The sequence below is a fragment of the Mycolicibacterium austroafricanum genome, from assembly GCF_000612725.1.
Lineage (GTDB): Bacteria > Actinomycetota > Actinomycetes > Mycobacteriales > Mycobacteriaceae > Mycobacterium > Mycobacterium austroafricanum.
This window is the reverse complement of record NZ_HG964455.1, coordinates 412,727-436,168: the sequence shown is the minus strand read 5'-3', so window position 1 is coordinate 436,168 and position 23,442 is coordinate 412,727. Positions and strand designations below refer to the sequence as shown.

The window sequence follows — 23,442 nt, the reverse complement described above, 5'->3', positions numbered from 1 at the left end:
CTTTCCGGGATATCGGAAGGGGCGTCATCAGTCCGCGAGCGCGGACAGCACGGCCTCGTGCAACAACCCGTTGGTCGCGACCGCGCTGCCGCCGTGCGGGCCCGACTCGCCGGCGAGGTTCGTGAACCTGCCCCCGGCTTCACGCACCAGGATGTCCAGCGGCGCGAGGTCCCACAGTTTCACCTCCGGCTCGACCGCGATGTCGACCGCACCCTCGGCGACCAGGCAGTACGACCAGAAATCGCCGTAACCGCGCATCCGCCAGACGGCGTCGAGAAGTTCGACGAACCGGGGACGCTTCTCCTCCCATCCCGTGGCCAGGTCCGAGAAGGACAGGCTCGCCGCCTCCATGTCGGCGACCGCGGACACCGAGATCCGTCGGGTCTCACCGCCGAACGAAGTGAACGCGCCCTGCCCCTCGCCGGCCCACCACCGGCGTCCCAGCGCGGGGGCACTGATCACGCCCACCACCGGGACGCCGTCGACCAGCAACGCGATCAACGTCGACCACACCGGCACGCCGCGCACGAAATTCTTCGTCCCGTCGATCGGATCGACCACCCATTGCCGACCGGTGAACTCCTTTGTGCCGCCGAACTCCTCGCCGAACACCGAATCCTGCGGCCGGGACTCGGCCAGGCGCGTCCGCAACAACTTCTCCGCATCCAGATCCGCGTCCGTCGCCGGTGTCATGTCCGGCTTGGTCTCGACGCGCAGGTCGACCGCGCCGAATCGCTGCATCGTCAAGGCGTCCGCCTCGTCGGCCAAACGCAGTGCCAGGTTCAGGTCGTCCACGAGGGTGCTCATAGGTGTCGTCCTACCATGGGCCTGTGTTCGAGTTCGCAATGATCCTCCTGCTCGTCGGCGCGCTCGTGCTTCTCGCCCGGCCGTTCCTCATGCGACGGCGAGGAGTCGGCAGCGACTGGGCGCAAGGCACGCTGCTGGTCACCGGGGTGAGCCCGCGGCCCGACGGGGTCAGCGGCGAGCAGTTCGTCACCATCACCGGGGTGATCAACGGGCCGACCGTCAACGAGTACACCGTCTACACCCGGATGACCGTCGACGTGGACGACTGGCCGACGATGGGTCAGCTGATCCCCGTCATGTACTCGCCGGGCAACCCGGAGAAGTGGGCGTTCGGATCGCCCCCGCCCCCGCCCCCGCCGGCGCCGACGGAGCCGCCGCCGTACAGCTGAGGCGTCAGCCGCGCCCGCCCACCCGGAGCATCTCCGCCACATTCGACAGCTTCACCCGCGGCCGCCCCGACCCCGCACCGGCTGACCGCTCGTGCGCGTCGATCAGCTTCCAGTGCTCGTTGGTGACCAATTTCGGCTGGCGCTCAAGCAGCCAGCGCTCGATGTCCTCGAGGTGACCGGCGTCGAACTCGGTGAGCTCGGCGGCGGCCAGATCCGCCAGCAGCGTGTCCACCGTGTCCGCGGAGTCCTTCTTGTTGCTGCCGATGACACCGGTGGGTCCACGCTTGATCCAGCCGACCACGTATTCGTTGCGGCTGCCCACCACCCTGCCGTCGGTGTGCGGGATGGTGCCCGCGCGCTCGTCGAACGGCAGGCCGGGCGTGGGAAGCCCGCGATAGCCGACGGCACGCACCACCAGCTGGGCGGGCACCTCCTCCCGCTCGCCGGTGTCCGCGGCCGACACCCGCCCGTCGGCGCCTTTGGTCAACTCGTTGCGGCCCAACACGATCGACTGGACCCTGTCGCCGCCCTTGATCTCGATCGGGGACGTCCGGAACCGGAACACGATGCGGCGCCGGGCGCCCTTGGGCGCTTTGTCCGCATAGCCGCGCAGCACCTTGATGTTGTTGCGCACCGTCTTACCCGCCGCCTCGAGATCGTCGTCGGTGATGTCGGCGAAATCGGCGGGGTCGATCACGATGTCGACGTCGCCGAGGGCTTCAAGATCACCGAGTTCCCGCAGCTCCAGCGTGGTGAACGGCGCCTGCAGCGGCCCGCGCCTGCCGATGATCATCACCTCTTCCACGCCGCGCGCGTGCAGCGACCGCAGGGCGTGGTCGGCGATGTCGGTCTCGGCCAGCACATCGGGGTCGCTGACCAGGATGCGGGCCACGTCGATCGCGACGTTGCCGTTGCCCACCACGACGGCGCGGCCGCCCGACAGGTCCGGTGCCATCCCCTCGAAATACGGATGGGCGTTGTACCAGCCGACGAAGTCCACCGCCGCGAGGCTCCCGGGCAGGTCCTCTCCGGGAATGCCCAACTCCCGGTCAGCCTGGGCGCCGATCGCATAGATCACCGCGTCGTAGCGTTCGGCCAGTTCGGAAGGATGCACGTGCTCACCGACGTCGACGTTGCCGAAGAACCGGAACCGCGGGTCCAGCGACGTCTTCTCGAACTGGGCGCTGATCGACTTGATCTTCGGGTGGTCCGGCGCGACACCGGAGCGCACCAACCCCCACGGTGTCGGCAGCATCTCCAGCATGTCGACGCGCACATCTCGGTTCTCCGGGGAGTCGCCGAACTTCAGCAGGGACGCGGCGGCAAAGAACCCGGAAGGTCCAGAGCCGACGATGGCCACGTAGTACGGCCGCGTAACGGGCATGTAGGGCTGCCTTCTGTCGCTGCCCGGCCACGCGCAAGGGGCTGTCGCGACGCGTCCGGACGAGGTTCCAGACCCGACTCTAGAACGCGACGAACGCCGTCGACGGCATTCTGGGACCGTCGTGCGGAATCGGTCGGAGATTCCGCCGAGGCTGCGACGGCCAGCGACTTCGACGGGGTGAGTAACCTGAACTCCCGTGGATCCCGACCGCCAAGCCGACATCGCCGCCCTCGACGCCACGCTGACCACCGTGGAGCGTGTCATCGACGTCGACGGGCTCCGCGGGCGCATCGAGCAGCTCGAAAAGGACGCCTCCGATCCCCAGCTGTGGGACGACCAGGCGCGGGCGCAGAAGGTCACCAGCGACCTGTCCCACGCGCAGGGTGAACTCCGGCGCATCGAGGAACTGCGTGGCCGGCTCGAGGATCTACCGGTGCTCTACGAGCTGGCGGCCGAAGAAGGCGGCAGTGACGAAGTGGCCGAGGCCGACGCCGAGCTGACCAAGCTGCGCGAGGACATCGAGGCCATGGAGGTGCGCACGCTGCTCTCCGGCGATTACGACGAGCGGGAGGCGCTGGTCACCATCCGGTCAGGGGCGGGCGGCGTGGACGCCGCCGACTGGGCCGAGATGCTGATGCGGATGTACATCCGCTGGGCCGAGCAGCACAAGTACCCGGTCGAGGTGTTCGACACCTCCTACGCCGAGGAGGCCGGCATCAAGAGCGCGACGTTCGCCGTGCACGCTCCGTACGCGTACGGGAATCTGTCCGTCGAGCAAGGCACCCACCGGCTGGTGCGCATCAGCCCCTTCGACAACCAGAATCGGCGACAGACGTCGTTCGCCGACGTCGAGGTGCTGCCCGTCACCGAGACCACCGACCACATCGAAATCCCCGAGGGCGACGTCCGAGTCGACGTCTACCGGTCCAGCGGGCCCGGCGGACAGTCGGTCAACACCACCGACTCGGCGGTCCGGTTGACCCACATCCCGACCGGCATCGTCGTCACCTGTCAGAACGAGAAGTCCCAGCTGCAGAACAAGGTGTCCGCGATGCGCGTGCTCCAGGCGAAACTGCTGGAACGCAAGCGGTTGGAAGAGCGTGCCGAGATGGACGCCCTCAAAGGCGACGGCGGCAGCTCATGGGGTAACCAGATGCGGTCCTATGTTCTGCATCCCTACCAGATGGTGAAGGACCTGCGCACCGAGTACGAGGTCGGAAACCCGTCCGCCGTGCTCGACGGAGACATCGACGGCTTCCTGGAGGCCGGTATCCGGTGGCGCAACCGAAAAGATGACGAGTAACACGCTTCTGGCGTTCGACCTGGCCTCGCGGTGGCACGGCTTCTGGCGGGGCGACATCGGGGTGTGGATTCTCGACCGCGGTGTGCGCATCGCGCTGTTGTTGATCGGCGGTCTGCTGGCCGCGCGGTTCATCAACTGGGCGGCGCAGCGCATCACCCGCCGCATCGACGCCGAATATCAGGAGAGCGATCAACTGGTGCGTTCGGAGAGCGCCAAACACCGCCAGGCCGTCGCGTCGGTGATCTCGTGGGTGTCGGTCGCGTTGCTGTTCGTGATGGTGGCGGTGCAGATCACCGACATCCTCGCGATTCCCATCGGCTCGCTGGTCGCACCTGCCGCGGTGATCGGCGCCGCACTCGGTTTCGGCGCGCAGCGTCTCGTGCAGGACCTGCTCTCCGGTTTCTTCATCATCACCGAGAAGCAGTACGGCTTCGGTGACCTCGTCGCGCTGACCGTCTCCGGCATCGCCGCGCCGGCCGAGGGCACCGTGGAGGACGTCACGCTGCGGGTCACGAAACTGCGCTCGGCAGAAGGGGAGATGTTCACCATCCCCAACGGCCAGATCGTGAAGACGGTGAACCTGTCCAAGGACTGGGCCCGCGCGGTCATCGACATCCCGGTGCCGACGTCGGCGGACCTCAACCTCGTCAACGACGTGCTGCACGATGTGGCGCAGAAGGCCATCGACGACTCGCAACTGCACGATCTGCTGCTCGACCCGCCGCAGCTGATGGGCGTGGAGAGCATCGAGCTGGACACCGTGAACCTGCGGATGGTGGCTCGCACACTGCCCGGCAAGCAGTTCGAGGTGGGCCGGCGGCTGCGGGTGCTCGTGATCAGGGAGCTGCGACGCTCGGGCATCGTGGCGCCGGGGGAGGCGCCACCCCCGACCGTCGGCGCGATCGTGCACCCCGCCACGGCCGGCGGTGCCGAGGAGGAAACCCAGGGTCCGGAGTCGAGGCGATGAGGTTCATCCGCAGACGCGACGGCGAATCCCGCGGCTGGCCCACCTACTTGTTGGGCGGCCGAATCCGGGTGTCCACGGCAGGGCTCATCCTGGCCTTCCTCGCGCTGTTCTGGGTCAACCAGAACTACCAGCCCGAGCTGCCCGCTCCGACGCCGGATCCGGCCCAGCAGGTGGTTCCGCCCGGGTTCGTCCCCGATCCCAACTACACGTGGGTGCCGCGCACCAACGTCGCGCCGCGGCAGCCGGAGGTCACCACGACGACGCCGACGACAACGACCACCACGACCACCACGCCACCCGAGACGACCACGGACACGACGACGGCCGAGCCGACGCCGAGCACCACCCCCGGCCCCGTCGGACCGGTGGTGCCTTTCGGTCCGACGACGACCGTCATCGACCCCGACGGGCCCGGTCCGCTGGCTCCGCAGACGTTCACCCAGGCGCCACCGGTGCCACCCACCACCGTCACCGCGCCCGGTCCCACGCCGACGGCGCCACCGCCACTGCCCTAGTGCCGGGGCGGGGCCGCGGTGTCCCGCTACACTGGCGTGCCGTGATGATCACCCTCGACCGCGTCTCCAAGCAGTACAAGTCGTCGGCGCGCCCGGCGCTCGACAACGTGTCGCTGAAGATCGAGAAGGGTGAGTTCGTCTTCCTCATCGGTCCGTCGGGCTCCGGCAAATCCACGTTCATGCGGCTGCTGCTGGCCGAGGAACATCCGTCTTCGGGTGACATCCGTGTTTCCAAATTCCATGTGAACAAGCTGTCCGGACGTCACATCCCGGCACTGCGGCAGGTCATCGGCTGTGTGTTCCAGGACTTTCGGCTGCTGCAGCAGAAAACAGTCTTCGAGAACGTCGCGTTCGCGCTCGAGGTGATCGGCAAGCGTGCCGACACCATCAACCGGGTGGTGCCCGACGTGCTGGAGATGGTCGGCCTGTCCGGCAAGGCCAATCGGCTGCCCGCAGAACTGTCGGGCGGTGAGCAGCAGCGGGTCGCGATCGCGCGGGCGTTCGTGAACCGGCCACTGGTCCTGCTGGCCGACGAGCCCACCGGCAACCTGGACCCGGAGACCAGCAAGGACATCATGGACCTGCTCGAGCGGATCAACCGCACGGGCACAACGGTGGTGATGGCCACCCACGACCACCACATCGTCGACTCAATGCGCCAGCGCGTCGTCGAACTCGAACTCGGCCGGCTGATTCGTGACGAACAGCGCGGCGTCTACGGAATGGATCGCTAAGTGCGCTTCGGATTTCTCGTCAACGAGGTCCTCACCGGACTCCGCCGCAACGTGACCATGACGGTCGCGATGATTCTGACCACCGCGATCTCGATCGGTCTGTTCGGTGGGGGCATGCTGATCGTGCGGCTGGCCGATCAGTCGCGCGCCATCTACCTGGACAGGGTGGAGAGCCAGGTCTTCCTCACCAACGATGTGTCGGCCAACGATCCGAGCTGTGACGCCGACCCGTGCAAGGCCCTGCGGCAGACGATCGAGGAGCGCGACGACGTCCGTTCGGTGCGGTTCCTCAACCGGGACGAGGCCTACGACGACGCGATCCGAAAGTTCCCTCAGTACAAGGATGTTGCGGGCAGGGACGCGTTCCCGGCGTCGTTCGTGGTCAAGCTCAACGACCCCGAGCAGCACCAGGCGTTCGACGACGCGGTCCGTGGTCAACCCGGTGTGCTCAACGTGCTCAACCAGAAGGACCTGATAGACCGGCTTTTCGCGGTGCTGGACGGCATCAGCAATGCCGCGTTCGCGGTCGCGCTGGTGCAGGCGATAGGCGCGGTGCTGCTGATCGCCAACATGGTCCAAGTCGCCGCCTACACCCGACGCACCGAGATCGGCATCATGCGATCGGTCGGCGCCACCCGCTGGTACACGCAGCTGCCGTTCCTGCTGGAGGCGATGCTCGCGGCGCTCATCGGTGTGGTCATCGCGATTGTCGGGCTGATCCTGGTGCGGGCGTTGTTCCTGGAGAAAGCGCTCGACCAGTTCTATCAGGCGAACCTGATCGCCAAGGTCGACTACGCCGACATCCTCTACTACAGCGCGCCGTGGATGCTGATCCTCGGACTGGCGATGTCGGGAATCACCTCGTACGTCACGCTCCGTCTCTACGTACGAAGGTAGCGGTGGCCAAGAAACCGAAGGCGGTCAAGGACAGCAACAACCAGGTTGTTGCGACCAATCGCAAAGCACGGCACAACTATTCAATCCTGGACACCTATGAGGCCGGGATCGCGTTGATGGGCACCGAGGTCAAGAGTCTGCGCGAGGGGCAGGCCTCGCTGGCCGATGCGTTCGCCACCGTCGACGACGGCGAGATCTGGTTGCGTAACCTGCACATCCCGGAATATCACCACGGCACCTGGACCAACCACGCGCCGCGGCGCAACCGCAAGCTGCTGATGCACCGCAGAGAGATCGACAACCTGGTCGGCAAGATTCGCGACGGCAACCTCACGCTGGTCCCGTTGTCGCTGTATTTCACCGGCGGCAAGGTCAAGGTCGAGCTGGCGCTGGCGCGTGGTAAGCAGGCCCACGACAAACGCCAGGACATGGCGCGCCGGGACGCGCAACGCGAGGTCACCCGCGAACTGGGGCGTCGCGTCAAGGGCATGACCTCCTGACCGCCGTCCTCAGCGCCCTGATCGCGGCCCTCGGCTACGGCGTCAGCGATTTCGTGGGCGGTATCGCGTCGCGCCGGGTCGCCGCCCTGCGGGTGGTCGTCGTCTCGTATCCGGTGGCGTTGGTCCTGCTCGTGCTCGCCGCCATCCCGATGGGCGGACAGCTCAGCACCGCTGCCGTGGCGTGGGGGGCGCTGGCGGGTCTGGTCCAGGCCTTCGGTGTGTGGTGGTTCTACGCGGCGCTGGGCTCGGGTCCGATCTCGGTCGTCTCCCCGTTGACGGCGGTGCTCGTCGCCGGGATCCCCGTCCTGGCCGGCGTCGCGCTCGGGGAGAGGCCCAGCGTCCTCGCCGGGGTTGGCGTGGTGCTCGCACTCGTGGCAGTGGTGCTGGTCAGCCGGGGAGCCACCGACGAGGACTCCAGACCGCACCGGTTCACCGCGAAGGTGGCGTGGCTGACGGTCGGCTCAGGCGTGGCGTTCGGGATGAACTTCGTGATCCTCCACCAGGTTCCGCCGGAGGCGAAGCTGTGGCCGCTGGTGCTCGGCAGGCTGGTGGCCGCTGCCGTTGTGCTGTTCGCCGCGCTGGTGACGGCGAACCTGGTGTTCGAGCGGGGTGTGCCGCTCCGGCTGGCGGTGCTCGCCGGGGTGTTGGACACCGTCGCGAACGTCGCGACGTTGCTGGCGTTGCAGTCCTCGATGCTGTCGCTGGCAGGAGTGTTGATCGCGTTGTACCCGGCGGCCACCGTGGTGCTGGCGATCGTGGTGTTGCGCGAGCGGGTGACACGCTGGCAGGCGCTGGGCATGGTGCTGGCTCTCGGTTCCGTCGTGATGATCGCGGCCAATTAGCTACCGTCGTCCCTGAGTGTCGGACCCGCAGGGGTCGGCGCAGGGGAAGGAGGCGCGTGGCAGCCCAACGCACGCGGGTCCGTCTCCTCGTCGCTGCCGGTGTCCCGTTTCTGGCCGTGGTCAACGCGATGGCGCTGTGGGGCGACGAGGTGGCGCGTCGCGGCGAGGTGATACTCCAGGTGAGCACATCGCTGGCCGCGGCGGTGTGCGGTCTCGTCATTGCCCGGCGGGTCGGGGGCGTGGCCCGTTGGTGGCGTCTGCTCTATGTGGCGGCCCTGGTGGCCTGGGCGTTCGGCCAGATTCTCTGGTGGACGGGCGGTGACGGGGCGGCGTCGGCCCCGACCCTGGTGGCCTACCTGTCGCTGCCGGTGTTCGTGCTGGGTGCGGTGGTCCTGCTGGTGCGATCCAGCGGCGGGGTGACCGCACCGCGGGACAGCCCGCTGCGCCACCCCCTGGTCACGAACATCCTCGACGGAGTCGTCGCCGGGATTGCGTTCCTGATCCTGGCCGCCATGGGCGGATTCGGCACCAACTCGACGGCCTCGCTGCCCCGCTCCGGTGTGCCGGCCGTGGACGTCGCCTTCGCGGTGGCCCAGCTGCTGCTGGTGGCGTGGGCAGTGGTGATGGCGATGGTTTATGAACCCGGCCGTCCCTACCGGAAGAACTTTCTGTTGTTGGCCGGCGGTCTGGTGATGATGGCCGCCTCCGACCGGGTCGTCGCCTACTTTCGCTCCGTCGGTGCGGAGGGCGGCGAGCTCTGGGGTGGTATCGGCTTGATCATCGGCCCGATGGTCATCGCCCTCGCGATGTTGGAGACGTCGGAGGTGGACGACCGCGGTGCCGGCCGTGGAATCGACTGGGCGCAGCTGGTGCTGCCCTACCTGGGCTTCCTCGGCATCGCGGTGATGTTCGGTTTCCACGTGCTGATCGGCCGGCAGCTGGACCCGTTCGTGGTGTCCCTGGCGGTGGCCATGGTCGCGCTCGTCACGGTCCGGCAGATCTTGGCGACGCGGGCGCAGAATCTGCTGACCCAGCGCCTCTACTGGGCCCAGCGCGGGCTCGCTCACCAGGTGCACCACGACGCACTGACCGGGTTGCCCAACCGGATCCTGTTCGCCCGGCGCCTCGACGAGGCGATGGCTCACGGTCGGTTCGTGCTGATCTTCGTCGACCTCGACGATTTCAAGGAGGTCAACGACCGGTTCGGGCACGCCGCCGGCGACGAGTTGCTGTGCGCGGTGGGGGAACGCCTGAAGCGGTGCGTGACCGAAGCGGACACGCTGGCCCGCATCGGCGGCGACGAGTTCGCGATCCTGATCGGCGGTGAAGCCGAACAGCTCGAGGTCGTGGCCGAGCGTCTGCGGATCGCGCTGCGTGACCCGTTCCCGGTGCACGGCTCCTCGGTGCGTGTCAAGGCCAGCATGGGGTTGGTCAGACCCGACCGCGACGGTATGCCTCAGACCTCCGACGACCTGCTGCGGCAGGCGGACATCTCCATGTACGCGGGCAAGCGGATGGGCAAGGACACCGCCGTGGTCTACCAGCCGTCTTCGGGGGTGACCGTGGACTTCCCGACCATGCTGCGCAACGCCGACGGAGGCACCCCGCCCGGCTTCCGGCTGGTCTACCAGCCGGTGGTCCGGCTGCCGGAGGGCACACCGGTGGCCGTGGAGGCACTGGCCAGATGGACCGCGCCGAACGGCACCGACATCTCCCCGGAGACGTTCGTGGCGGTGACCGAAGCGGCCGGCCTGGGCGCCGACCTCGACGCCCTCGTACTCGACCTGGCCTGCCGGGAAGTTCAGGGGAGGGGGCTGAACCTCGACATCCACGTCAACATCGGCGCGGCCCGGCTGGGCAACCCCGGCTTCGAGCAGCAGGTGAGTCAGGTGCTGGCGCGGCACCGGATCCCGCGCAACCGACTCGTCCTGGAGATCACCGAGACCGAGCCGATCGTCGACCTGGACAGGGCGGCGGCGCAGATCAGGCGCCTCGGCCAGCTCGGCGTCAGGGTCGCGCTCGACGACTTCGGCGCCGGCTTCAACTCGCTGACCTATGTGCACTGCCTGCCGGTCCACATCGTCAAGCTGGACCGCAGCCTGGCCGTCGGCGGGGAAACCGCACGGGATCTGTCGCTGTACCGCTCGGTCATCCGGCTGTGCGATGACCTCGGGTTGGACGTGATCGCCGAGGGCATCGAATTGCCTGCACAATCGGAGATGGTGCATCGGGCCGGCGGCCGGCTGGCCCAGGGACACCTGTTCGGGCGGCCGGTCCCCATCGCCGAACTGGGTGATGCCACCGACTGCCCGGATCGGGAACTCTCACCTGCGGCTCTTCCCGACCTGACGCAGGCGGACTAAATCTGCCACGGTGGTTGTTGAACAACCCGGTAGTATGAAGAGTCCGCCGACAGTCGGCGGGTGTGCGAGGGGCTGAACGGTTTCGACTTCGCGCATCGAATCAAGGGAAGCGTGCCGGTGCAGGCAAATGACCACCGTAAGCGTCGTTGCAACCAATTAAGCGCCGATTCCAATCAGCGCGACTACGCACTCGCTGCCTAAGCGACTGCGTGTCTGTCAGACCGGGAGCGCCCTCGGCCCGGACCCTGGCATCAGCTAGAGGGACCCACCCACGGGTTCGGTCGCGGAACCCATGGGGACATCAAACAGCGACTGGGATCGTCATCCTGACTTGTTCGCGTGATCAGGAGATCCGAGTAGAGGCATAGCGAACTGCGCACGGAGAAGCCTCGAGGGAATGCCGTAGGACCCGGGTTCAATTCCCGGCAGCTCCACTCGAAACAGAACAGGCCAGGGCAGAAATGCCCTGGCCTGTTCTGTTTCCCGCAGCATCGCCACTCCGCGTGCGACCGGATCGCGGCCATCACGTCACCGGCCGGCTCGGTCCGCGTTCGCGTGGATCGCGTCGCGGCAGTAGGCGGCAAACCCCGGCAGCCCGAACGAGTCGTCGTATCTCGCGACATACCTGGGGTCGCTCACGTACATGTCGCCCAGCTTGCGGTGAAAGGCAGGCGGGCAGTCGTAGAACCAGCGATTCACTTGGAGCCGGTGTTGCTCCGCGGCGTTCATCGCCTCCTCGGAGTCGGGCGGGAGCCCAGCGCGGAACGCGTCGGACAAGGCCTTCTCGGCGGCTTCGCCCTCGGCCTTGATCTGGACCCATTCGTCCTTGCCGTAGGACTTGGTTCGGCGCTGCGATTCCTTCCACTCTGCGGTCTCACCCCACTTCTGCTCGGCCTCCGCCTGGTAGTCGTCGAAGCCGTCACCGAACAGCTCGCGCATGTCGTCGTCGGTCATGGGTGTGTTCGTCATCGCCTTCTCCAATGCCTGATCGATTGCCGCGACGAGGTCCTTCATCTCATCGAGGCGGGACATGACGCGTTCGCGCTGGCGAATCAGGTGGCTGACCTCATTTCCCTCGTCCAGCAGGCTCGCGATCTCATCGAGAGAGAACTCGAGCCGGCGGTAAACGATGACCTGGGACAGGCGCGTCAGGTCCGCCGGTGTGTAAACCCGATAGCCCGAGGCGCAACGGCGACTCGGGGTCAACAACCCGATTTCGTCATAGTGGTGAAGCGTCCGGACTGTGATGCCAAATCGCTCCGCGACTTCGCCCACGGTGAGTTCGTCCACCTGCATCTCCTGCGTCACATAGGTCAGGGTGGTGCCTGACGTCACGTGAGGGTCAAGTCAACGTGTCCGAACTTATTCGAACGTCGAGGATCCCGTCACCCGTGGTAGCGGAGATGGGGTCGGCGCGGAGGAGCCCGTACGCTTCCTGGGTGAACGCGATCGATCCGGACAAGCTCAGCACCTGTCTGCAGGTGCTGGCCGACATCGAGGCCCTGCCTCCCGAGCACCCCGATGCCGTCGCTGTCCGCCGGGCCACGGCCGGCATCTTCAAATCGGTGAGGAAGGCCCGTCGCGCCGCCAAGCGTGACGCCGTGGCCGCCGCCGACGACGCCGTCACCGCGGCCACCGCCACCGGTGCGCCCGGCCGCATCGACGACGAGACGCAGGGTCTGCCACTGGTGTCCACCACCGTCGGCGCCACCGCGGGCACGCTTCTGCGTCCGCGCGCCTGCTACATCTGCAAGAACCGGTACACCGTGGTCGACGCGTTCTACCACCAGCTCTGCCCCGACTGCGCTGCCCTGAACCGGGCCAAGCGCGACGCCCGCACCGACCTCACCGGCAGGCGCGCCCTGCTCACCGGCGGCCGCGCCAAGATCGGCATGTACATCGCCCTGCGACTGCTGCGCGACGGCGCCCACACCACCATCACCACCCGTTTCCCCAACGATGCCGTGCGCCGTTTCGCGGCGATGCCCGACAGCGCCGACTGGCTGCACCGACTCCGGATCGTCGGAATCGACCTGCGGGACCCGGCGCAGGTGGTCGCCCTCGCCGACGCCGTGGCCGCGCAGGGCCCGCTGGACATCCTGATCAACAACGCGGCGCAGACCGTGCGCCGGTCGCCCGGTGCCTATGCGGCGCTCGTCGAGGCGGAACGCACGCCGCCGCCGGAGATCGTGGACGTGCTGACGTTCGACCGCGTCAGCGACGCCCACCCGGCCGCGCTCGCCGGCAGCCTGGCCGCAAACCCCACTCCGCACCAGGTGGCCGAGCTGGCGCTGACCGCCCGCAGCGCCTCCCCGGATCGGATCGCCGCGGGCACCGCCATCGACGCGGGCGGCCTGCTGCCCGACACCGCCCCGGTGAACAGCTGGACCCAGCGGGTCCACGAAGTCGACGCGATGGAACTGCTGGAGGTGCAGCTGTGCAACCAGACCGCGCCGTTCATCCTGGTGAGCCGGCTGCGCCCGGCGATGGCCGCCGCACCTGCGCGCCGCACCTACGTCGTGAACGTCTCCGCGATGGAGGGTCAGTTCAGCCGCGCATACAAGGGCCCGGGCCATCCGCACACCAACATGGCCAAGGCCGCGCTGAACATGCTGACCCGCACGAGCGCCGGTGAGATGTTGGAGCGCGACGGCATTCTGATGACCGCCGTGGACACCGGCTGGATCACCGACGAGCGCCCGCACCCGACGAAGCTGCGGCTCGCCGAGGAGGGGTTCCACGCCCCGCTGGACCTGGTCGACGGGGCTGCGCGCGTGTACGACCCGATCGTGCGCGGCGAGGCCGGCGAAGATCTGCACGGATGCTTCCTGAAGGACTACTCGCCGTCCAACTGGTAGCTCGGCTCCCCGGCTGAGTCAGCGCGCCGGTCCTGGCTACGGTCCGACGATGATGATGCGCGGGGCCGGCGGGTCGGGCTGCGGATCGAAACCGGCAGGGCCGCCTGGTGTTTCCACCTGCTGCTGGTCGTACGGCGCCGACGGCAGAGGCGGTTGGGGCTTCCTCATCTCGATGGCTGCGGCGGTCGCCGACCCGAATCCGAGACCGGCCAACGCGATTGCGCCCGAAAGGGCGGCGCCGGCGGCGATCCTGGTGTGCGTGTGGATGTTGTTCATGCTCGTCCCCTGGCTGTTCTCCGCGACCGCGGTGGCGATCCCGCACCAGTCGACGTCACCGCCGGCGCTACCGATCCCAACTTTCAGTCGGCGGGATTGGTGCGGGCCACGATCAACGGGTCGGAGGGGGTGAACGGGAACCGGGGCAGGTCGTCGATGTGCGTGTTGAACGCGGCGGCAAGGACTTCGCGGGAGTAGGCGCTCGCCGAGGCGCGGTAACCGATGTCTGCGGGGAACGGCTGATCGAAGAAGATCAGGAAGTGCCATTCGTCGGTGCCGATGTTCTCGATGTGGTGCGGGTAGGCACGCGGGATGAAATACATGTCACCCGCGCTCATCGTCCAGGTATCCAGCGTGCCATCGGGATTCATCACCGTCATGCGCGCATCGCCGTGCTGCACATAACCCATCTCCGCGGTCACCGGATGCCAGTGGGGTTCGCGCATACCGTCCTCGGACACCCGCAGCGAGTACATCGACATGTCTTTGAGCACCGGCCAGAACTGGTCGCGGGCGAAGCGGGCGCTGCCGCTGACGTAGTTCAGTCCGGGCGCCTGCGCCTCGATGTCGAACTTGTGCGGGTCATTGAAATACGCCGCGGCCGGGACGTCCGGCGGTCCGGTGCGGGCGGCGAGCTTGTGGTCGGTGGTGTCACGGTGGATCCGGGCGAAATCCGAGGCGGGCAGGTCGTAGCTGTTGCCCAGCACGGCGTCGGAGAACGCGCCCAGTGTCGCGCCGAGCCCGAAGTCCTCCGGGCGCTCGTGGCGGAACGCGATGATGAATTCGGCGACGTCCTCGCCGATGTTCTCGATGTGATGCAGCGAGCCGGAGGCGGCATGGAACATCTGCCCGGCGGTCACGATGAACGTCGAGAACCGGCTGTAGTCGTCGAGCATGGACACCAGCGCGGTGCCCGACACGCAGTAGGTGAGTTCGTTGGCGTTGGCATGCCAGTGCGGTGTGCGCATCGCACCCGGATTGAGCAGCACCCGTTTGATCGACAGGCCCTGCAGGATCGGGAGATTGTCGGCGGTCACACGGCGGATCGAGCCCAGGTCGGACTCCTCGACCACCTCCCCGTCGTGCAGTGAGGTGGTGTGGCTGCTGCGCGCGACGGACGTCGTCATGATGATCTCCTCGGATCTGGTGAGTCGCTGTCGCTGATGACTCTGCTCGGTCGGGGCCGTGTTGTCATTGATGTTGACCGGCCAACATCGCTACCTGCTGGCGGTAAGTCGCGGGACTCGTGGAGGGTTCGCGCGCCGTCCGGGGATCGGCGTCCGGCGTTGTGCGGCAGAATTGCGTCGGTGACGAACCCGCCGCAACGCCCCGGGCCGCCTGGTTGGCGTGGCAGGGGCAATCCGCACGACGATCCGGCGACTCGTCGGCTGCCCCGTCCCGGCAGGCCGGACGCGCGCACTGAACGGATTCAGCCGCGACCTCCCGATGCCGTGCCCACCGAGCAGTTCCGGCGGCCGCCGCCGGTGCCGCCCCCGCCGCCGGTGCCGCCCCCGCCGCCGGTGCCAGAGAGGCGTCGTGCAGGCTTCTTCAACCGGCAGACGGTTCCACTGCTGGCGATCATCGTGGTCGCGGTGCTCGTCGGCGGCGTGGCCGGTGCCGAACTGTACGCCCGGCACCGCGCGGACGACGTTCTGGTCGGAATCGCCGAGTGCGTCGTGCAGGACGGTGCCACGATCTCCTACGGCGTGAACCCTCCATTCCTGTGGCAGCACCTCACCGGGCGCTACACGAACATCACGGTCCACACCGCAGGGGACCGCGTGCAGTCCGCCGACGGCATGACCGCCGACGTCACACTCGAAGACGTGCGACTGCAGGACTCGGCGACGTCCAAAGGCGCGATCGGCTCCCTGCGCGCCACGCTCACATGGCGCTCGGACGGCATCAAGGACACCGTTGCGGCGAATCTGCCCGGAGTGGGTGCCCTGGTCACCGGCGTGCGCACCGACCCGGCGGCCGGCACCCTTGTCCTGGACGCCGGAAACGCCAGCGTAACCGCCAAACCCGTTGTGGTAGAAGGTGATCTGAACCTGGAGGTGCTCGATGTCGCCGGGCCGTTCCCGAAGGAGGCCGTGCAGAGCGCGCTCGACGACCTGACGAAGAAGCTGAACGACAACTATCCGCTCGGAATCCATGCGGACGGGGTCGAGGTGACCGACGCAGGAGTCGTCGGCACGTTCTCCAGCCAGGACGCGTCCATACCCCGGGAAGACACGAATGCCTGCTTCGCGCGGCTGTGAGCCGAGCAGCGCCTAAACCCGTTGCCCCACATGCTTGGTGATCCACTGGGCTGCCAGCTTGACCAGGCCGGACTGCGGGTAGCGGACGTGGGCGTCGAAATCCTCACCGCGCGAACACACCGGATCGCCCGTGTTGCAGAGATCTGCAGTGCGGGCACCGAAGTCCGGACTGAGGACGGTCAGTGGCCGCCCGAACCGCGCCGACGGGTTGCCGAAGACGGCGATGGCCGCGACATGGGGGATGACGGCCGCAGGCAGCGGTGCGGTGTATCCGAGTCCGGCGATCGGCGCGGTGGCGACGACGTCGATCACGGCGGCGCCCTGCGAGTAACCGCCCAGCACGATCCTGCTGTCCGGACATGTCGCGGCGATGGCCTGCACGCGCTTGCTCGCGTCGTTGGCCCCGGCGGCCACCTGAAGGAAGTCCCAGGACGCCGGGTATCTGACGGCATAGGTCCCGATCGTCTGGTCCTTCACGATCGGGCGGAGCGTGTCCACGAGCGATGTGCCCACCGCACCCAGACCCGGCGGCTCGTCGGTGCCGCGGGCGAACACGAGCTCGATGTCATGGCACTTTGATGCGGCCGATGCCGTCGGCGCTTCGAGCGCGGTCAGTGCTGCCGCAGCGATGAAGGCCGACGAAGCGGCCGCGACCGTCCGGCGCGTGGAGCCGATGACATTCACCGGCTCCATATACCCATTCGCCACACCTATCACTCACGTAACAGCGGGAAGAGTTGTCCGGCGGTATCGGCCCATCGGCGCGCAGCCGCCACTGAGCAAGATGATCGCGCAGGACTGAACCGAGATCACCAGATTGCTCGGTCATCGAATACCGTTCGGGCGAGCGCTAACTGGGGGAGGGCGACTTGGCCTGCTGTTCGGCGGCGTGATCCTCGATGGCCTTGCCGATCGCATGCGCGGCCTGATCGACGAAAGTGCGACCGCTTTCGGTGACCCAGTCGCGCGACGCGATGGGTGCGCTGAGCTGGCCGGTGAAATGCGGTATCACGTACTCCGCGAACAGTTCATAGCTGCGCAGCTTCGCCGCGGGAGGAGCCCAGTCGTGGTCGAAGAGCAGGAAGGCGCCGAAACCGCCGTTGCTCGCCTCGACCAACTCCTCGATCTTCGCGATCGCGTCCTGCGGGGTGCCGATCACCGCGAAACCGGAGGCGTGGTTGTTGGCGATGATCTCGACGGGCGTGTCGCCCTGGACCGGTCCGGCAGGCAGGATGTGCGAGAAGTACTGCGAGAACTGCGCGATTCCGTACTCGACGTCGCGCTCGGCCTGCTCCCGCGTCTCCGCGAGGTGCATCGGCCCGACCAGCCGCCATTTCGACCGGTCTGCGACGTGACCGTGCTCCCGTGCCACCTCCTCCCACGTGTTCCAGTGCTGGGCAAGCAGATCCATGCCCTGTTTGGCGGTCGCGGCGATGGACAACATGCCGATCCCGTGACGTCCGGCGCCGCGCGGACCCGTGGGGGAGAACGACGCCGCGACCGCGATGTCGAAGCACGGATCGCTGTACGGCTTGAGCTGAAGGCGCGCATCCTGCAGCGTGAACCCGTCGGTGTGCATGGTGACGGTCTCGCCGCGCAGCAGGCGCACGATCGCGTCCAGGCACTGCTCCATGCGCGGCCGCTGGGCATCGGCGGGGATTCCCAGCATGTGCGCGTCCGACGTGAGCTGCCCCGGCCCGCAACCCAACATCACCCGACCCCTGGTCAGGTGGTCGAGTAGCACCATGCGATCGGCGAGCAGCAGCGGATGGTGGTACGGCAGCGAGCTGACCCCGGTGCCCAGCTTGATGTGTTTGGTGCGTTCGGCCGCGATGCCGATGAACACCTCGGGGGAGGCGATGATCTCGAAGCCGGCCGAGTGGTGCTCACCCACCCACGCTTCGTGGAAGCCCAGGCGGTCCATCGTTGCGATCAGGTCGAGGTCGCGCTCAAGGGCGAGGGTCGGGTTCTGCCCGACGGGATGGAACGGGGCCATGAAATTTCCGAAGCGCATCTAGCCATTCTGTCTGTCCGCGCGGCCTCGCAGGCGGCTTTTGTGGTCATGCCTCCGGCGTGGCGAAGTAGTGGGCCTGCGACAGGTCGGCGAGCAGACCCGGATGCGTGGGTTGCCAGCCGAATTGCGTGCGGGTCAGCGCGCTCGACGCCGGGAGGTCCATCGCGAAGACGGCGCCGATGAAGCCGGCGCGGTCGATCGACGCCTGTGCAGTGGTGGCTTCGACCGGGACGTCGAGGCCGTGGCCGATGGCTTCCGCGATCTGCCGGACCGGTATTCCTTCGTCGGCGACCGCGTGCAGCAGGGTTCCGGCGGGAGCGTCCTCCGCGGCGATCCGGAACAGTGCCGCGGCGTCGAGCCGGTGGACGGCGGGCCACCGGTTGAATCCGTCGCCGGGGTAGGTCGACACGCCGGTGGCGCGGGCGATCGAGATCAGCGTGGGGACGAATCCGTGGTCGCCCTCTCCGTGGACGGTCGGTGCCAACCGGACCGCGGCCGCGCGGACGCCCCGGTCGGTGAAGGCGAACACGGCCGGCTCGGATTCTCTCGGGGCGTCCGGGGGTGCGGCCTGGTCTTCGGTCAGGATCCGTCCCCGCCCGAGTCCGGCCATCCCAGAGGCGACCACCAGGGCGCGATCGGATCCGGCCAGCGCCTCGCCGAGGGTCTCGATCGCCCGACGGTCCACGCGGGCTGCCGTGTCGTAGGCGGTGAAATCGTGCTGGAAGGCCAGGTGGATGACCGCGTCGGCCGCCGACGCGCCCGCCTCGAGGGCGTCGAGGTCGTCGAGATCGCCGCGCACCGCCTCGGCGCCCGCAGCTGTGATGCGCTGCGCCGCAGCGTCCGACCTGGCCAGCCCGAGGACGTGATGCCCGTGGCCGAGCAGTTCGGCGGTGACCGCCGACCCGATGAAGCCTGATGCCCCGGTGACGAAAACCTTCATGAGTACCTCCGATGTCAGCGACTGTCGTCACCGTAACGCTGATGTCAGCCGCTGTCATTCCCGGCTACGATCTCCGGATGAGCCGATGGCAGCCCAACGCGCGGGAGCGCCTGGAACAGGCTGCGCTGGAGCTCTACACCCGCCAGGGCTTCGACCAGACCACGGTCGACGACATCGCCCAGCGGGCCGGCCTGACCGAACGGACCTTTTTCCGGCACTTCGCCGACAAGCGTGAGGTGCTGTTCTCGGGTCAGGCGGCGTTGATCGACCTGGTGACCGACAGCGTTGCCGCTCAAGAAGACACGGACCCGCCGCTCGACGTCGTGGCCGCGGCGCTGACGGCGGCCGGTTCGGCACTCGACGGACGGGGTGACCGCGCCCGGCAGCGGCAAGCCGTGATCGACGCCAATCCGGGTCTGCGGGAACGCGAGCTGATCAAGCTCGCCACGCTCGCAGACAGCCTGGCCGAGGCGCTTCGTCAGCGCGGGGTCGAGGCGCCCGCGGCCCGGTTGGCCGCCGACGTCGGGCTCGCGGTCTTCCGCGTGGCGTTCGAGCGCTGGGTCCAGTCCCCGGGCGGCGCTCCGCTGCCCACGCTCATCGCTGACGCCTTCGCCGACCTGAGACGCATCGTCGCGTGAGTGGGGGCGGGCGTCGCAAGGTTCAGCGTTTCGTGGCCGTCACCAACAAGTACTCGGCCTCGTAGGCGGTCCGTCCCGTTTCCCCGGATTGATTCCACTGCTCCAGGAAGGCCAGGAAGTCACGGTCGAGGGCCGCCACCCGCTCGGCGTCGTCGGCGTTGAACCGGTACGTCGCGATGGTCGGGCCGTAGTTGGCCTTCCAGTACTCGCGGAACTCCAACGGTGTCGCGCAGTGGTCCATGACCACGGTCTGACGCTGCATTTGCAGGTCGGTGACCCTGTCGGCGAACAACTCCCGGACATGTTCGGCGTTGCCCCACAACGGTGCCGGGCTGGCTCCCGGCGGCGGCGGGGGCGCGTAGGGCTTCATCGTCGCGAAAAGGTTGCCGATGAAGCCTTCCGGGGTCCAGTTGATCAGACCGATCGTCCCGCCGGGGCGGGTGACGCGCACGAGCTCGTCGGCGGTTGCCTGGTGGTGCGGCGCGAACATCGCGCCCACACATGACATCACCACGTCGAAGTCGTTGTCCGCGAACGGCATTGCCTCGGCGTCGGCTTCCATCCACTGCACCTCGACACCGCGCCTTCGGGCGGTCGCCCGCCCGGCCTCGAACAGCTCCGGTGTCAGATCTCCGGCGATCACGGTGGCGCCGGCTTCCGCGGCCGGGATGGCGGCGTTGCCGGAGCCCGCAGCGACATCGAGAACCCGCTGGCCGGGACCCACCCGACAGGCCTCGACCAGCCGTGGCCCGAGCGAGTGGATCAAATCGACGGCCACGGCGGGATAGTCTCCCGATGCCCACAGCGCGCGGTGCTTGGCCTTGAGTTGACGGTCGGCGTCCGGGTCGCTCGCCACGCCGGCATTCGCAGTGGTCATTGTTCTCTCGAATCTGTCGAAGGTGTTGCACGGTCGCGCCGACCGGTTGCAGGGAACGATCGCCCACCCGGGGCCGAGCCGCATCGGGGGCGACTACCTATATTGCTGATCACCACCTCCTCAGGTGAGGATGCCGACCTCTCTGGCCCTGCGCACCGCGTCGCGCCGCTTGGTGACATCGAGCTTGGTGAGGATCGCCGACACATGGTGGTCGACTGTCTTGACCGAAAGGAACAGCCGCTCAGCCAGTTCGGCATTCGTCAGGCCGTCGCCGAGCAGGCGCAACACCTCCACCTGCCGCACGGTGAGCCCGGCCGGGTTGGACAGCGTCGACGCCCGCCGCGGTCCGGGCACCGCCGTCGCGCCTGTGGCCCGTAGATCCGCACGCACCTTGTTGGCCACCGCGTCGGCCCCGAGCCGGTCGAGGGCGTCGAGCGCCCGGCGGACGGCCGCGGGCTCCCCGGATTCGACGAGCGCCAACGCCGCGTCATAGGGCGTCGAAAGCCGGTGGAACGCGGCCGCGGCGGCCTCGTGGCAGCCGTCGGACAACAGCGCGTACGGTTCAGCCACATCGGACACCGGAGAATCCGCCGCGCCGACGCGACGCAACCACATTCCCAGTTCGCCGCGCGCCCACTCCAGACCCCTGGCCGGGGCCTCGGCCAGCATCGAGTGGCATCCGTCCAGCCTCTTGTCGTATGTGCCCGTCAGCCAGACGCGTTCGGCGATCGCCGACGCGGCCGGCAACAGCCGAACCAGCTCGCCGAACCGACGGGCGAGTTGCCAGGCGTCGTCGATGACGCCACCGTCGTCACCTGTGCGGCGTAACGCGACGAGGCCCCGGATCAGCAGCGGCCAGGTCCGTGCCAGCGGAGCGCTGCGGCTGTTCAGCACCGCGTCGGCATCGGCGAGTGCGTCGTCCCAGTCACCGACGAGCAGGTTCAGCCGGCTGCGGGAGCCGAGCTGCACCACGCGGCATATCGGGAGGTCGTGTTCGACCATCAGCGGGATGCTGGTGCCCAGCACCGCGGCCGCCTCACCGAGACGGCGGTGTTCGACGTCGTAATAGGTCAGATTCGTGTAGCCGCCGGAGTAGGTCTCGTCGATGTGTCGTGGCCCGGCCGCCAGTTCGGACAGCAGTCGGTCGCGCACCAGCGACTCTCCGGCCGAGATGTCGCAGTAGTACCCGATCAGGCGCACCCGCACCGAGAGGTTCGGATCGCCTGCCCGGGAGGCGATTTCGCGGGCCCGGTCCAGTGCCTTGCGGGCGGCGTCGACCCGGCTTGACTGCACGGCCAGGAATGCCTGCATCGCGAAGCCGTGCCCGAGCTGGCCGAGGCAGGACGGATCCTGTTCAGCGTCGACATCGGCGAGTGCCGCGATCGCTTCGGCGACATGCTCGTCGGCGACCGCGCGGTTGCCGCTGTACCACTCGTACACCGCCAGCGAGTGGTGGTTCGCGCTCACCGCGACGGGCGCCCGCGTGTCGCGGCGGATCCGCATCGCGCGACGACACGCACTGATCGCGTCCTCGAGGCGATCGGTCAGGTAGTACTCCTCGGCGAGTCGCTCGAGCAGCTCGGCCTCGGCGCCGTCGTCGAGCAGACCGCCGCGCTCCAGGGCGATCTGGAAGAACTCACACGCCTGCGTGTGCGCCCCCGACCGGGCGGCCGCCCGACCGGCCTGGGCCGCGGCGGTCGTGATCAGTGCCCGGTCGCCGCCGCCGAGCGCGTGGTGGGTCAGCACGGCGGGATCCTCATCGTGCGCGTCGCGGTGGGCATCGAGGAAACGGCGGTGCAGGCCGGGCTCGGCACCGGGCGGGATGACGCTGGTGATCGCGCGCCGGCACAGGTCGTGGCGGAACGCCACTCCCCGGGCGTCGCGCTTTATCAGCTTCGCCTGATCGAGGGCCCGCAGCGCAGGCAGGGTGACCCCGAGCCCGGTCAGCAGATGGTCGCCGATGGCGCCGGGCGCGCAGGTCAACAGGTTGAGTAGATCCCACGCGGCAGCATCCAGGTCGGCGGTGCGGGCGAGGATCGCGTCGCGGACCGAGGTGGGCAGGTCCGCGCCGTCATGGTCGAGCATCTCGCACACGAAGAAGGCGTTGCCTCCGGTGATCCGGTGCAGCCGCTCCGGATCGACGTCGCGGTCGCCGATCAACGTCTCGACGGCCCGCACACTCAGCGGAGGCAGCGTCAGCGACTGACCGTGCGACGAGCGCGCGATGTCGCCGAACAGTGCACGGAGCGGATGCGTGACGCTGACCTCCTCGTCACGCAGGATCCCGATGGTCAGCAGGTGCGACTGGGGGGCGCGGCGCAGCAGAAACCGCATCAGGTCGATGGTGCCCTGGTCGGCCCAGTGCAGATCGTCGAGCACCAGGACCGCCGGCTGCGTTCGCAGTTCGTCGAGCACCGCGGCGAAGATGTCGTACGGCTGACCGCTGCTGAGATGGCTCTGGGTCGCGGCAGTGAAATTGGCGGCGAGGTCGTGCAGCGGGCCGAGCGGTCTCGGCGTCGACAGCGGATCACAGGCTCCCCACAGCACGCGGGTGCCGGCGGGCAACCCCGCGACGAACGCCTCCACGAATGAGGTCTTGCCCGCACCGGATTCGCCGCACACCAGCACTGCGCCGCCGCGGCCCTTGCATGCCGCGGCGTACCGGGCCGCGAGCTCGTCGAGCTCGTGCTCACGCTCGGTGAGCGTCACCGCCCGATGCTATCCGCAACGGACCCGCTTTACCAGGTAAAACGGCCGCTCCGGCGGACGCCGCGGCCGCAGATGGGTAGGTATCCCCGATGACGGGAGCAGCGGTCGCACCCCATGGTGGGTGATGGCCGGCTGGACATCACCGGCCCGACCACAAGTGTCAGGAGA

At 68.2% G+C, this 23,442-nt stretch carries 22 protein-coding genes and 1 other RNA gene; 13 read left to right on the top strand and 10 right to left on the bottom strand.

Annotated features, from left to right (window positions below; genetic code table 11):
• Positions 1–27: 27 nt before the first annotated feature.
• On the bottom strand, positions 28–807 hold the full coding sequence (gene hisN / locus BN976_RS22190; RefSeq protein ID WP_036373960.1) for a histidinol-phosphatase: 780 nt from the start codon (positions 805–807) through the stop codon (positions 28–30).
• Positions 808–830: 23 nt separating this feature from the next.
• Here hisN and BN976_RS22185 point away from each other — a divergent pair, with 23 nt between their 5' ends.
• The gene (locus tag BN976_RS22185) at positions 831–1,196 is read left to right on the top strand and encodes a hypothetical protein (protein ID WP_036373957.1); all 366 of its coding nucleotides are present in this window, start codon (positions 831–833) and stop codon (positions 1,194–1,196) included.
• Between the two features lie 4 nt (positions 1,197–1,200).
• Here the strand turns inward: BN976_RS22185 and BN976_RS22180 are convergent, their stop codons facing one another.
• A complete protein-coding gene (locus BN976_RS22180) occupies positions 1,201–2,580 on the bottom strand; it encodes an FAD-dependent oxidoreductase (protein ID WP_036373954.1) in 1,380 nt (459 codons plus the stop codon).
• Between the two features lie 196 nt (positions 2,581–2,776).
• On the opposite strand from BN976_RS22180, the gene prfB reads away from it, so the two are divergent.
• From prfB to ssrA, 9 genes are all read left to right on the top strand, one after another.
• Complete coding sequence (prfB, locus tag BN976_RS22175) at positions 2,777–3,883, top strand: peptide chain release factor 2 (protein WP_036373951.1); 1,107 nt, start codon at positions 2,777–2,779, stop codon at positions 3,881–3,883.
• On the top strand, positions 3,873–4,850 hold the full coding sequence (locus BN976_RS22170) for a mechanosensitive ion channel family protein (RefSeq protein WP_036373948.1): 978 nt from the start codon (positions 3,873–3,875) through the stop codon (positions 4,848–4,850). The genes prfB and BN976_RS22170 overlap by 11 nt, the downstream gene beginning before the upstream one ends.
• Positions 4,847–5,365, top strand: a complete 519-nt coding sequence (locus BN976_RS22165) for an Rv3103c family proline-rich protein (RefSeq protein ID WP_036373945.1) — start codon at positions 4,847–4,849, stop codon at positions 5,363–5,365. The genes BN976_RS22170 and BN976_RS22165 overlap by 4 nt, the downstream gene beginning before the upstream one ends.
• A gap of 44 nt (positions 5,366–5,409) precedes the next feature.
• Positions 5,410–6,099 carry a cell division ATP-binding protein FtsE gene (gene ftsE / locus BN976_RS22160; RefSeq protein ID WP_011779152.1) on the top strand — a complete coding sequence of 230 codons (690 nt, stop codon included), beginning with the start codon at positions 5,410–5,412 and terminating at the stop codon, positions 6,097–6,099.
• The gene (ftsX, locus tag BN976_RS22155; RefSeq protein WP_011779153.1) at positions 6,100–6,996 is read left to right on the top strand and encodes a permease-like cell division protein FtsX; all 897 of its coding nucleotides are present in this window, start codon (positions 6,100–6,102) and stop codon (positions 6,994–6,996) included.
• A gap of 2 nt (positions 6,997–6,998) precedes the next feature.
• Complete coding sequence (gene smpB / locus BN976_RS22150; RefSeq protein ID WP_011779154.1) at positions 6,999–7,496, top strand: SsrA-binding protein SmpB; 498 nt, start codon at positions 6,999–7,001, stop codon at positions 7,494–7,496.
• Positions 7,493–8,338, top strand: a complete 846-nt coding sequence (locus BN976_RS22145; protein ID WP_199558997.1) for an EamA family transporter — start codon at positions 7,493–7,495, stop codon at positions 8,336–8,338. The genes smpB and BN976_RS22145 overlap by 4 nt, the downstream gene beginning before the upstream one ends.
• A 56-nt stretch (positions 8,339–8,394) precedes the next feature.
• Positions 8,395–10,701, top strand: coding sequence for a putative bifunctional diguanylate cyclase/phosphodiesterase (locus BN976_RS22140; RefSeq protein ID WP_036373940.1), 2,307 nt, complete (start codon positions 8,395–8,397; stop codon positions 10,699–10,701).
• 68 nt (positions 10,702–10,769) lie between these two features.
• Positions 10,770–11,138, top strand: a transfer-messenger RNA (tmRNA) gene (ssrA, locus tag BN976_RS32810).
• A gap of 91 nt (positions 11,139–11,229) precedes the next feature.
• Here the strand turns inward: ssrA and BN976_RS22135 are convergent.
• Complete coding sequence (locus BN976_RS22135; RefSeq protein WP_036374295.1) at positions 11,230–11,991, bottom strand: MerR family transcriptional regulator; 762 nt, start codon at positions 11,989–11,991, stop codon at positions 11,230–11,232.
• Between the two features lie 149 nt (positions 11,992–12,140).
• On the opposite strand from BN976_RS22135, the gene BN976_RS22130 reads away from it, so the two are divergent.
• Positions 12,141–13,559 (top strand): SDR family NAD(P)-dependent oxidoreductase, encoded by a 1,419-nt coding sequence (locus BN976_RS22130; protein ID WP_036373938.1) that lies wholly within the window; start codon positions 12,141–12,143, stop codon positions 13,557–13,559.
• A gap of 36 nt (positions 13,560–13,595) precedes the next feature.
• Here the strand turns inward: BN976_RS22130 and BN976_RS22125 are convergent, their stop codons facing one another.
• Together BN976_RS22125 and BN976_RS22120 are read right to left on the bottom strand one after the other, a co-directional pair.
• Entirely contained in the window at positions 13,596–13,835 is a 240-nt protein-coding gene (locus BN976_RS22125; protein ID WP_036373936.1) for a hypothetical protein, read from the bottom strand.
• 83 nt (positions 13,836–13,918) lie between these two features.
• Complete coding sequence (locus BN976_RS22120) at positions 13,919–14,962, bottom strand: cupin domain-containing protein (RefSeq protein WP_036373934.1); 1,044 nt, start codon at positions 14,960–14,962, stop codon at positions 13,919–13,921.
• 180 nt (positions 14,963–15,142) lie between these two features.
• Here BN976_RS22120 and BN976_RS22115 point away from each other — a divergent pair, with 180 nt between their 5' ends.
• The gene (locus tag BN976_RS22115; RefSeq protein WP_051558538.1) at positions 15,143–16,096 is read left to right on the top strand and encodes an LmeA family phospholipid-binding protein; all 954 of its coding nucleotides are present in this window, start codon (positions 15,143–15,145) and stop codon (positions 16,094–16,096) included.
• A gap of 12 nt (positions 16,097–16,108) precedes the next feature.
• Here BN976_RS22115 and BN976_RS22110 read toward each other — a convergent pair whose 3' ends face one another.
• From BN976_RS22110 to BN976_RS22100, 3 genes are all read right to left on the bottom strand, one after another.
• Positions 16,109–16,789 (bottom strand): cutinase family protein, encoded by a 681-nt coding sequence (locus BN976_RS22110; RefSeq protein WP_036373931.1) that lies wholly within the window; start codon positions 16,787–16,789, stop codon positions 16,109–16,111.
• A gap of 157 nt (positions 16,790–16,946) precedes the next feature.
• Positions 16,947–18,110: an LLM class flavin-dependent oxidoreductase gene (locus BN976_RS22105; protein ID WP_036373928.1), complete on the bottom strand. Its 1,164-nt coding sequence runs from the start codon at positions 18,108–18,110 to the stop codon at positions 16,947–16,949.
• 46 nt (positions 18,111–18,156) lie between these two features.
• Positions 18,157–19,050, bottom strand: a complete 894-nt coding sequence (locus BN976_RS22100) for an SDR family oxidoreductase (RefSeq protein ID WP_036373925.1) — start codon at positions 19,048–19,050, stop codon at positions 18,157–18,159.
• A gap of 77 nt (positions 19,051–19,127) precedes the next feature.
• On the opposite strand from BN976_RS22100, the gene BN976_RS22095 reads away from it, so the two are divergent.
• Complete coding sequence (locus BN976_RS22095; RefSeq protein WP_036374289.1) at positions 19,128–19,688, top strand: TetR family transcriptional regulator; 561 nt, start codon at positions 19,128–19,130, stop codon at positions 19,686–19,688.
• A 22-nt stretch (positions 19,689–19,710) separates the two neighbouring features.
• Here the strand turns inward: BN976_RS22095 and BN976_RS22090 are convergent, their stop codons facing one another.
• Positions 19,711–20,565: a class I SAM-dependent methyltransferase gene (locus BN976_RS22090; protein WP_036373923.1), complete on the bottom strand. Its 855-nt coding sequence runs from the start codon at positions 20,563–20,565 to the stop codon at positions 19,711–19,713.
• A 120-nt stretch (positions 20,566–20,685) separates the two neighbouring features.
• Entirely contained in the window at positions 20,686–23,274 is a 2,589-nt protein-coding gene (locus tag BN976_RS22085) for a helix-turn-helix transcriptional regulator (protein WP_036373920.1), read from the bottom strand.
• Positions 23,275–23,442: the final 168 nt, after the last annotated feature.

Excerpts from the sequence above, each read along its gene's own strand:
- BN976_RS22105 (WP_036373928.1), bottom strand. The coding sequence starts at position 18,110 with ATGCGCTTCGGAAATTTCATGGCCCCGTTCCATCCCGTCGGGCAGAAC.
- BN976_RS22095 (WP_036374289.1), top strand. The coding sequence starts at position 19,128 with ATGAGCCGATGGCAGCCCAACGCGCGGGAGCGCCTGGAACAGGCTGCG.
- BN976_RS22100 (WP_036373925.1), bottom strand. The coding sequence starts at position 19,050 with ATGAAGGTTTTCGTCACCGGGGCATCAGGCTTCATCGGGTCGGCGGTC.
- BN976_RS22090 (WP_036373923.1), bottom strand. The coding sequence starts at position 20,565 with ATGACCACTGCGAATGCCGGCGTGGCGAGCGACCCGGACGCCGACCGT.
- BN976_RS22165 (WP_036373945.1), top strand. The coding sequence starts at position 4,847 with ATGAGGTTCATCCGCAGACGCGACGGCGAATCCCGCGGCTGGCCCACC.
- BN976_RS22110 (WP_036373931.1), bottom strand. The coding sequence starts at position 16,789 with ATGGAGCCGGTGAATGTCATCGGCTCCACGCGCCGGACGGTCGCGGCC.
- BN976_RS22170 (WP_036373948.1), top strand. The coding sequence starts at position 3,873 with ATGACGAGTAACACGCTTCTGGCGTTCGACCTGGCCTCGCGGTGGCAC.
- ftsE (WP_011779152.1), top strand. The coding sequence starts at position 5,410 with ATGATCACCCTCGACCGCGTCTCCAAGCAGTACAAGTCGTCGGCGCGC.
- BN976_RS22180 (WP_036373954.1), bottom strand. The coding sequence starts at position 2,580 with ATGCCCGTTACGCGGCCGTACTACGTGGCCATCGTCGGCTCTGGACCT.
- BN976_RS22125 (WP_036373936.1), bottom strand. The coding sequence starts at position 13,835 with ATGAACAACATCCACACGCACACCAGGATCGCCGCCGGCGCCGCCCTT.
- BN976_RS22120 (WP_036373934.1), bottom strand. The coding sequence starts at position 14,962 with ATGACGACGTCCGTCGCGCGCAGCAGCCACACCACCTCACTGCACGAC.
- hisN (WP_036373960.1), bottom strand. The coding sequence starts at position 807 with ATGAGCACCCTCGTGGACGACCTGAACCTGGCACTGCGTTTGGCCGAC.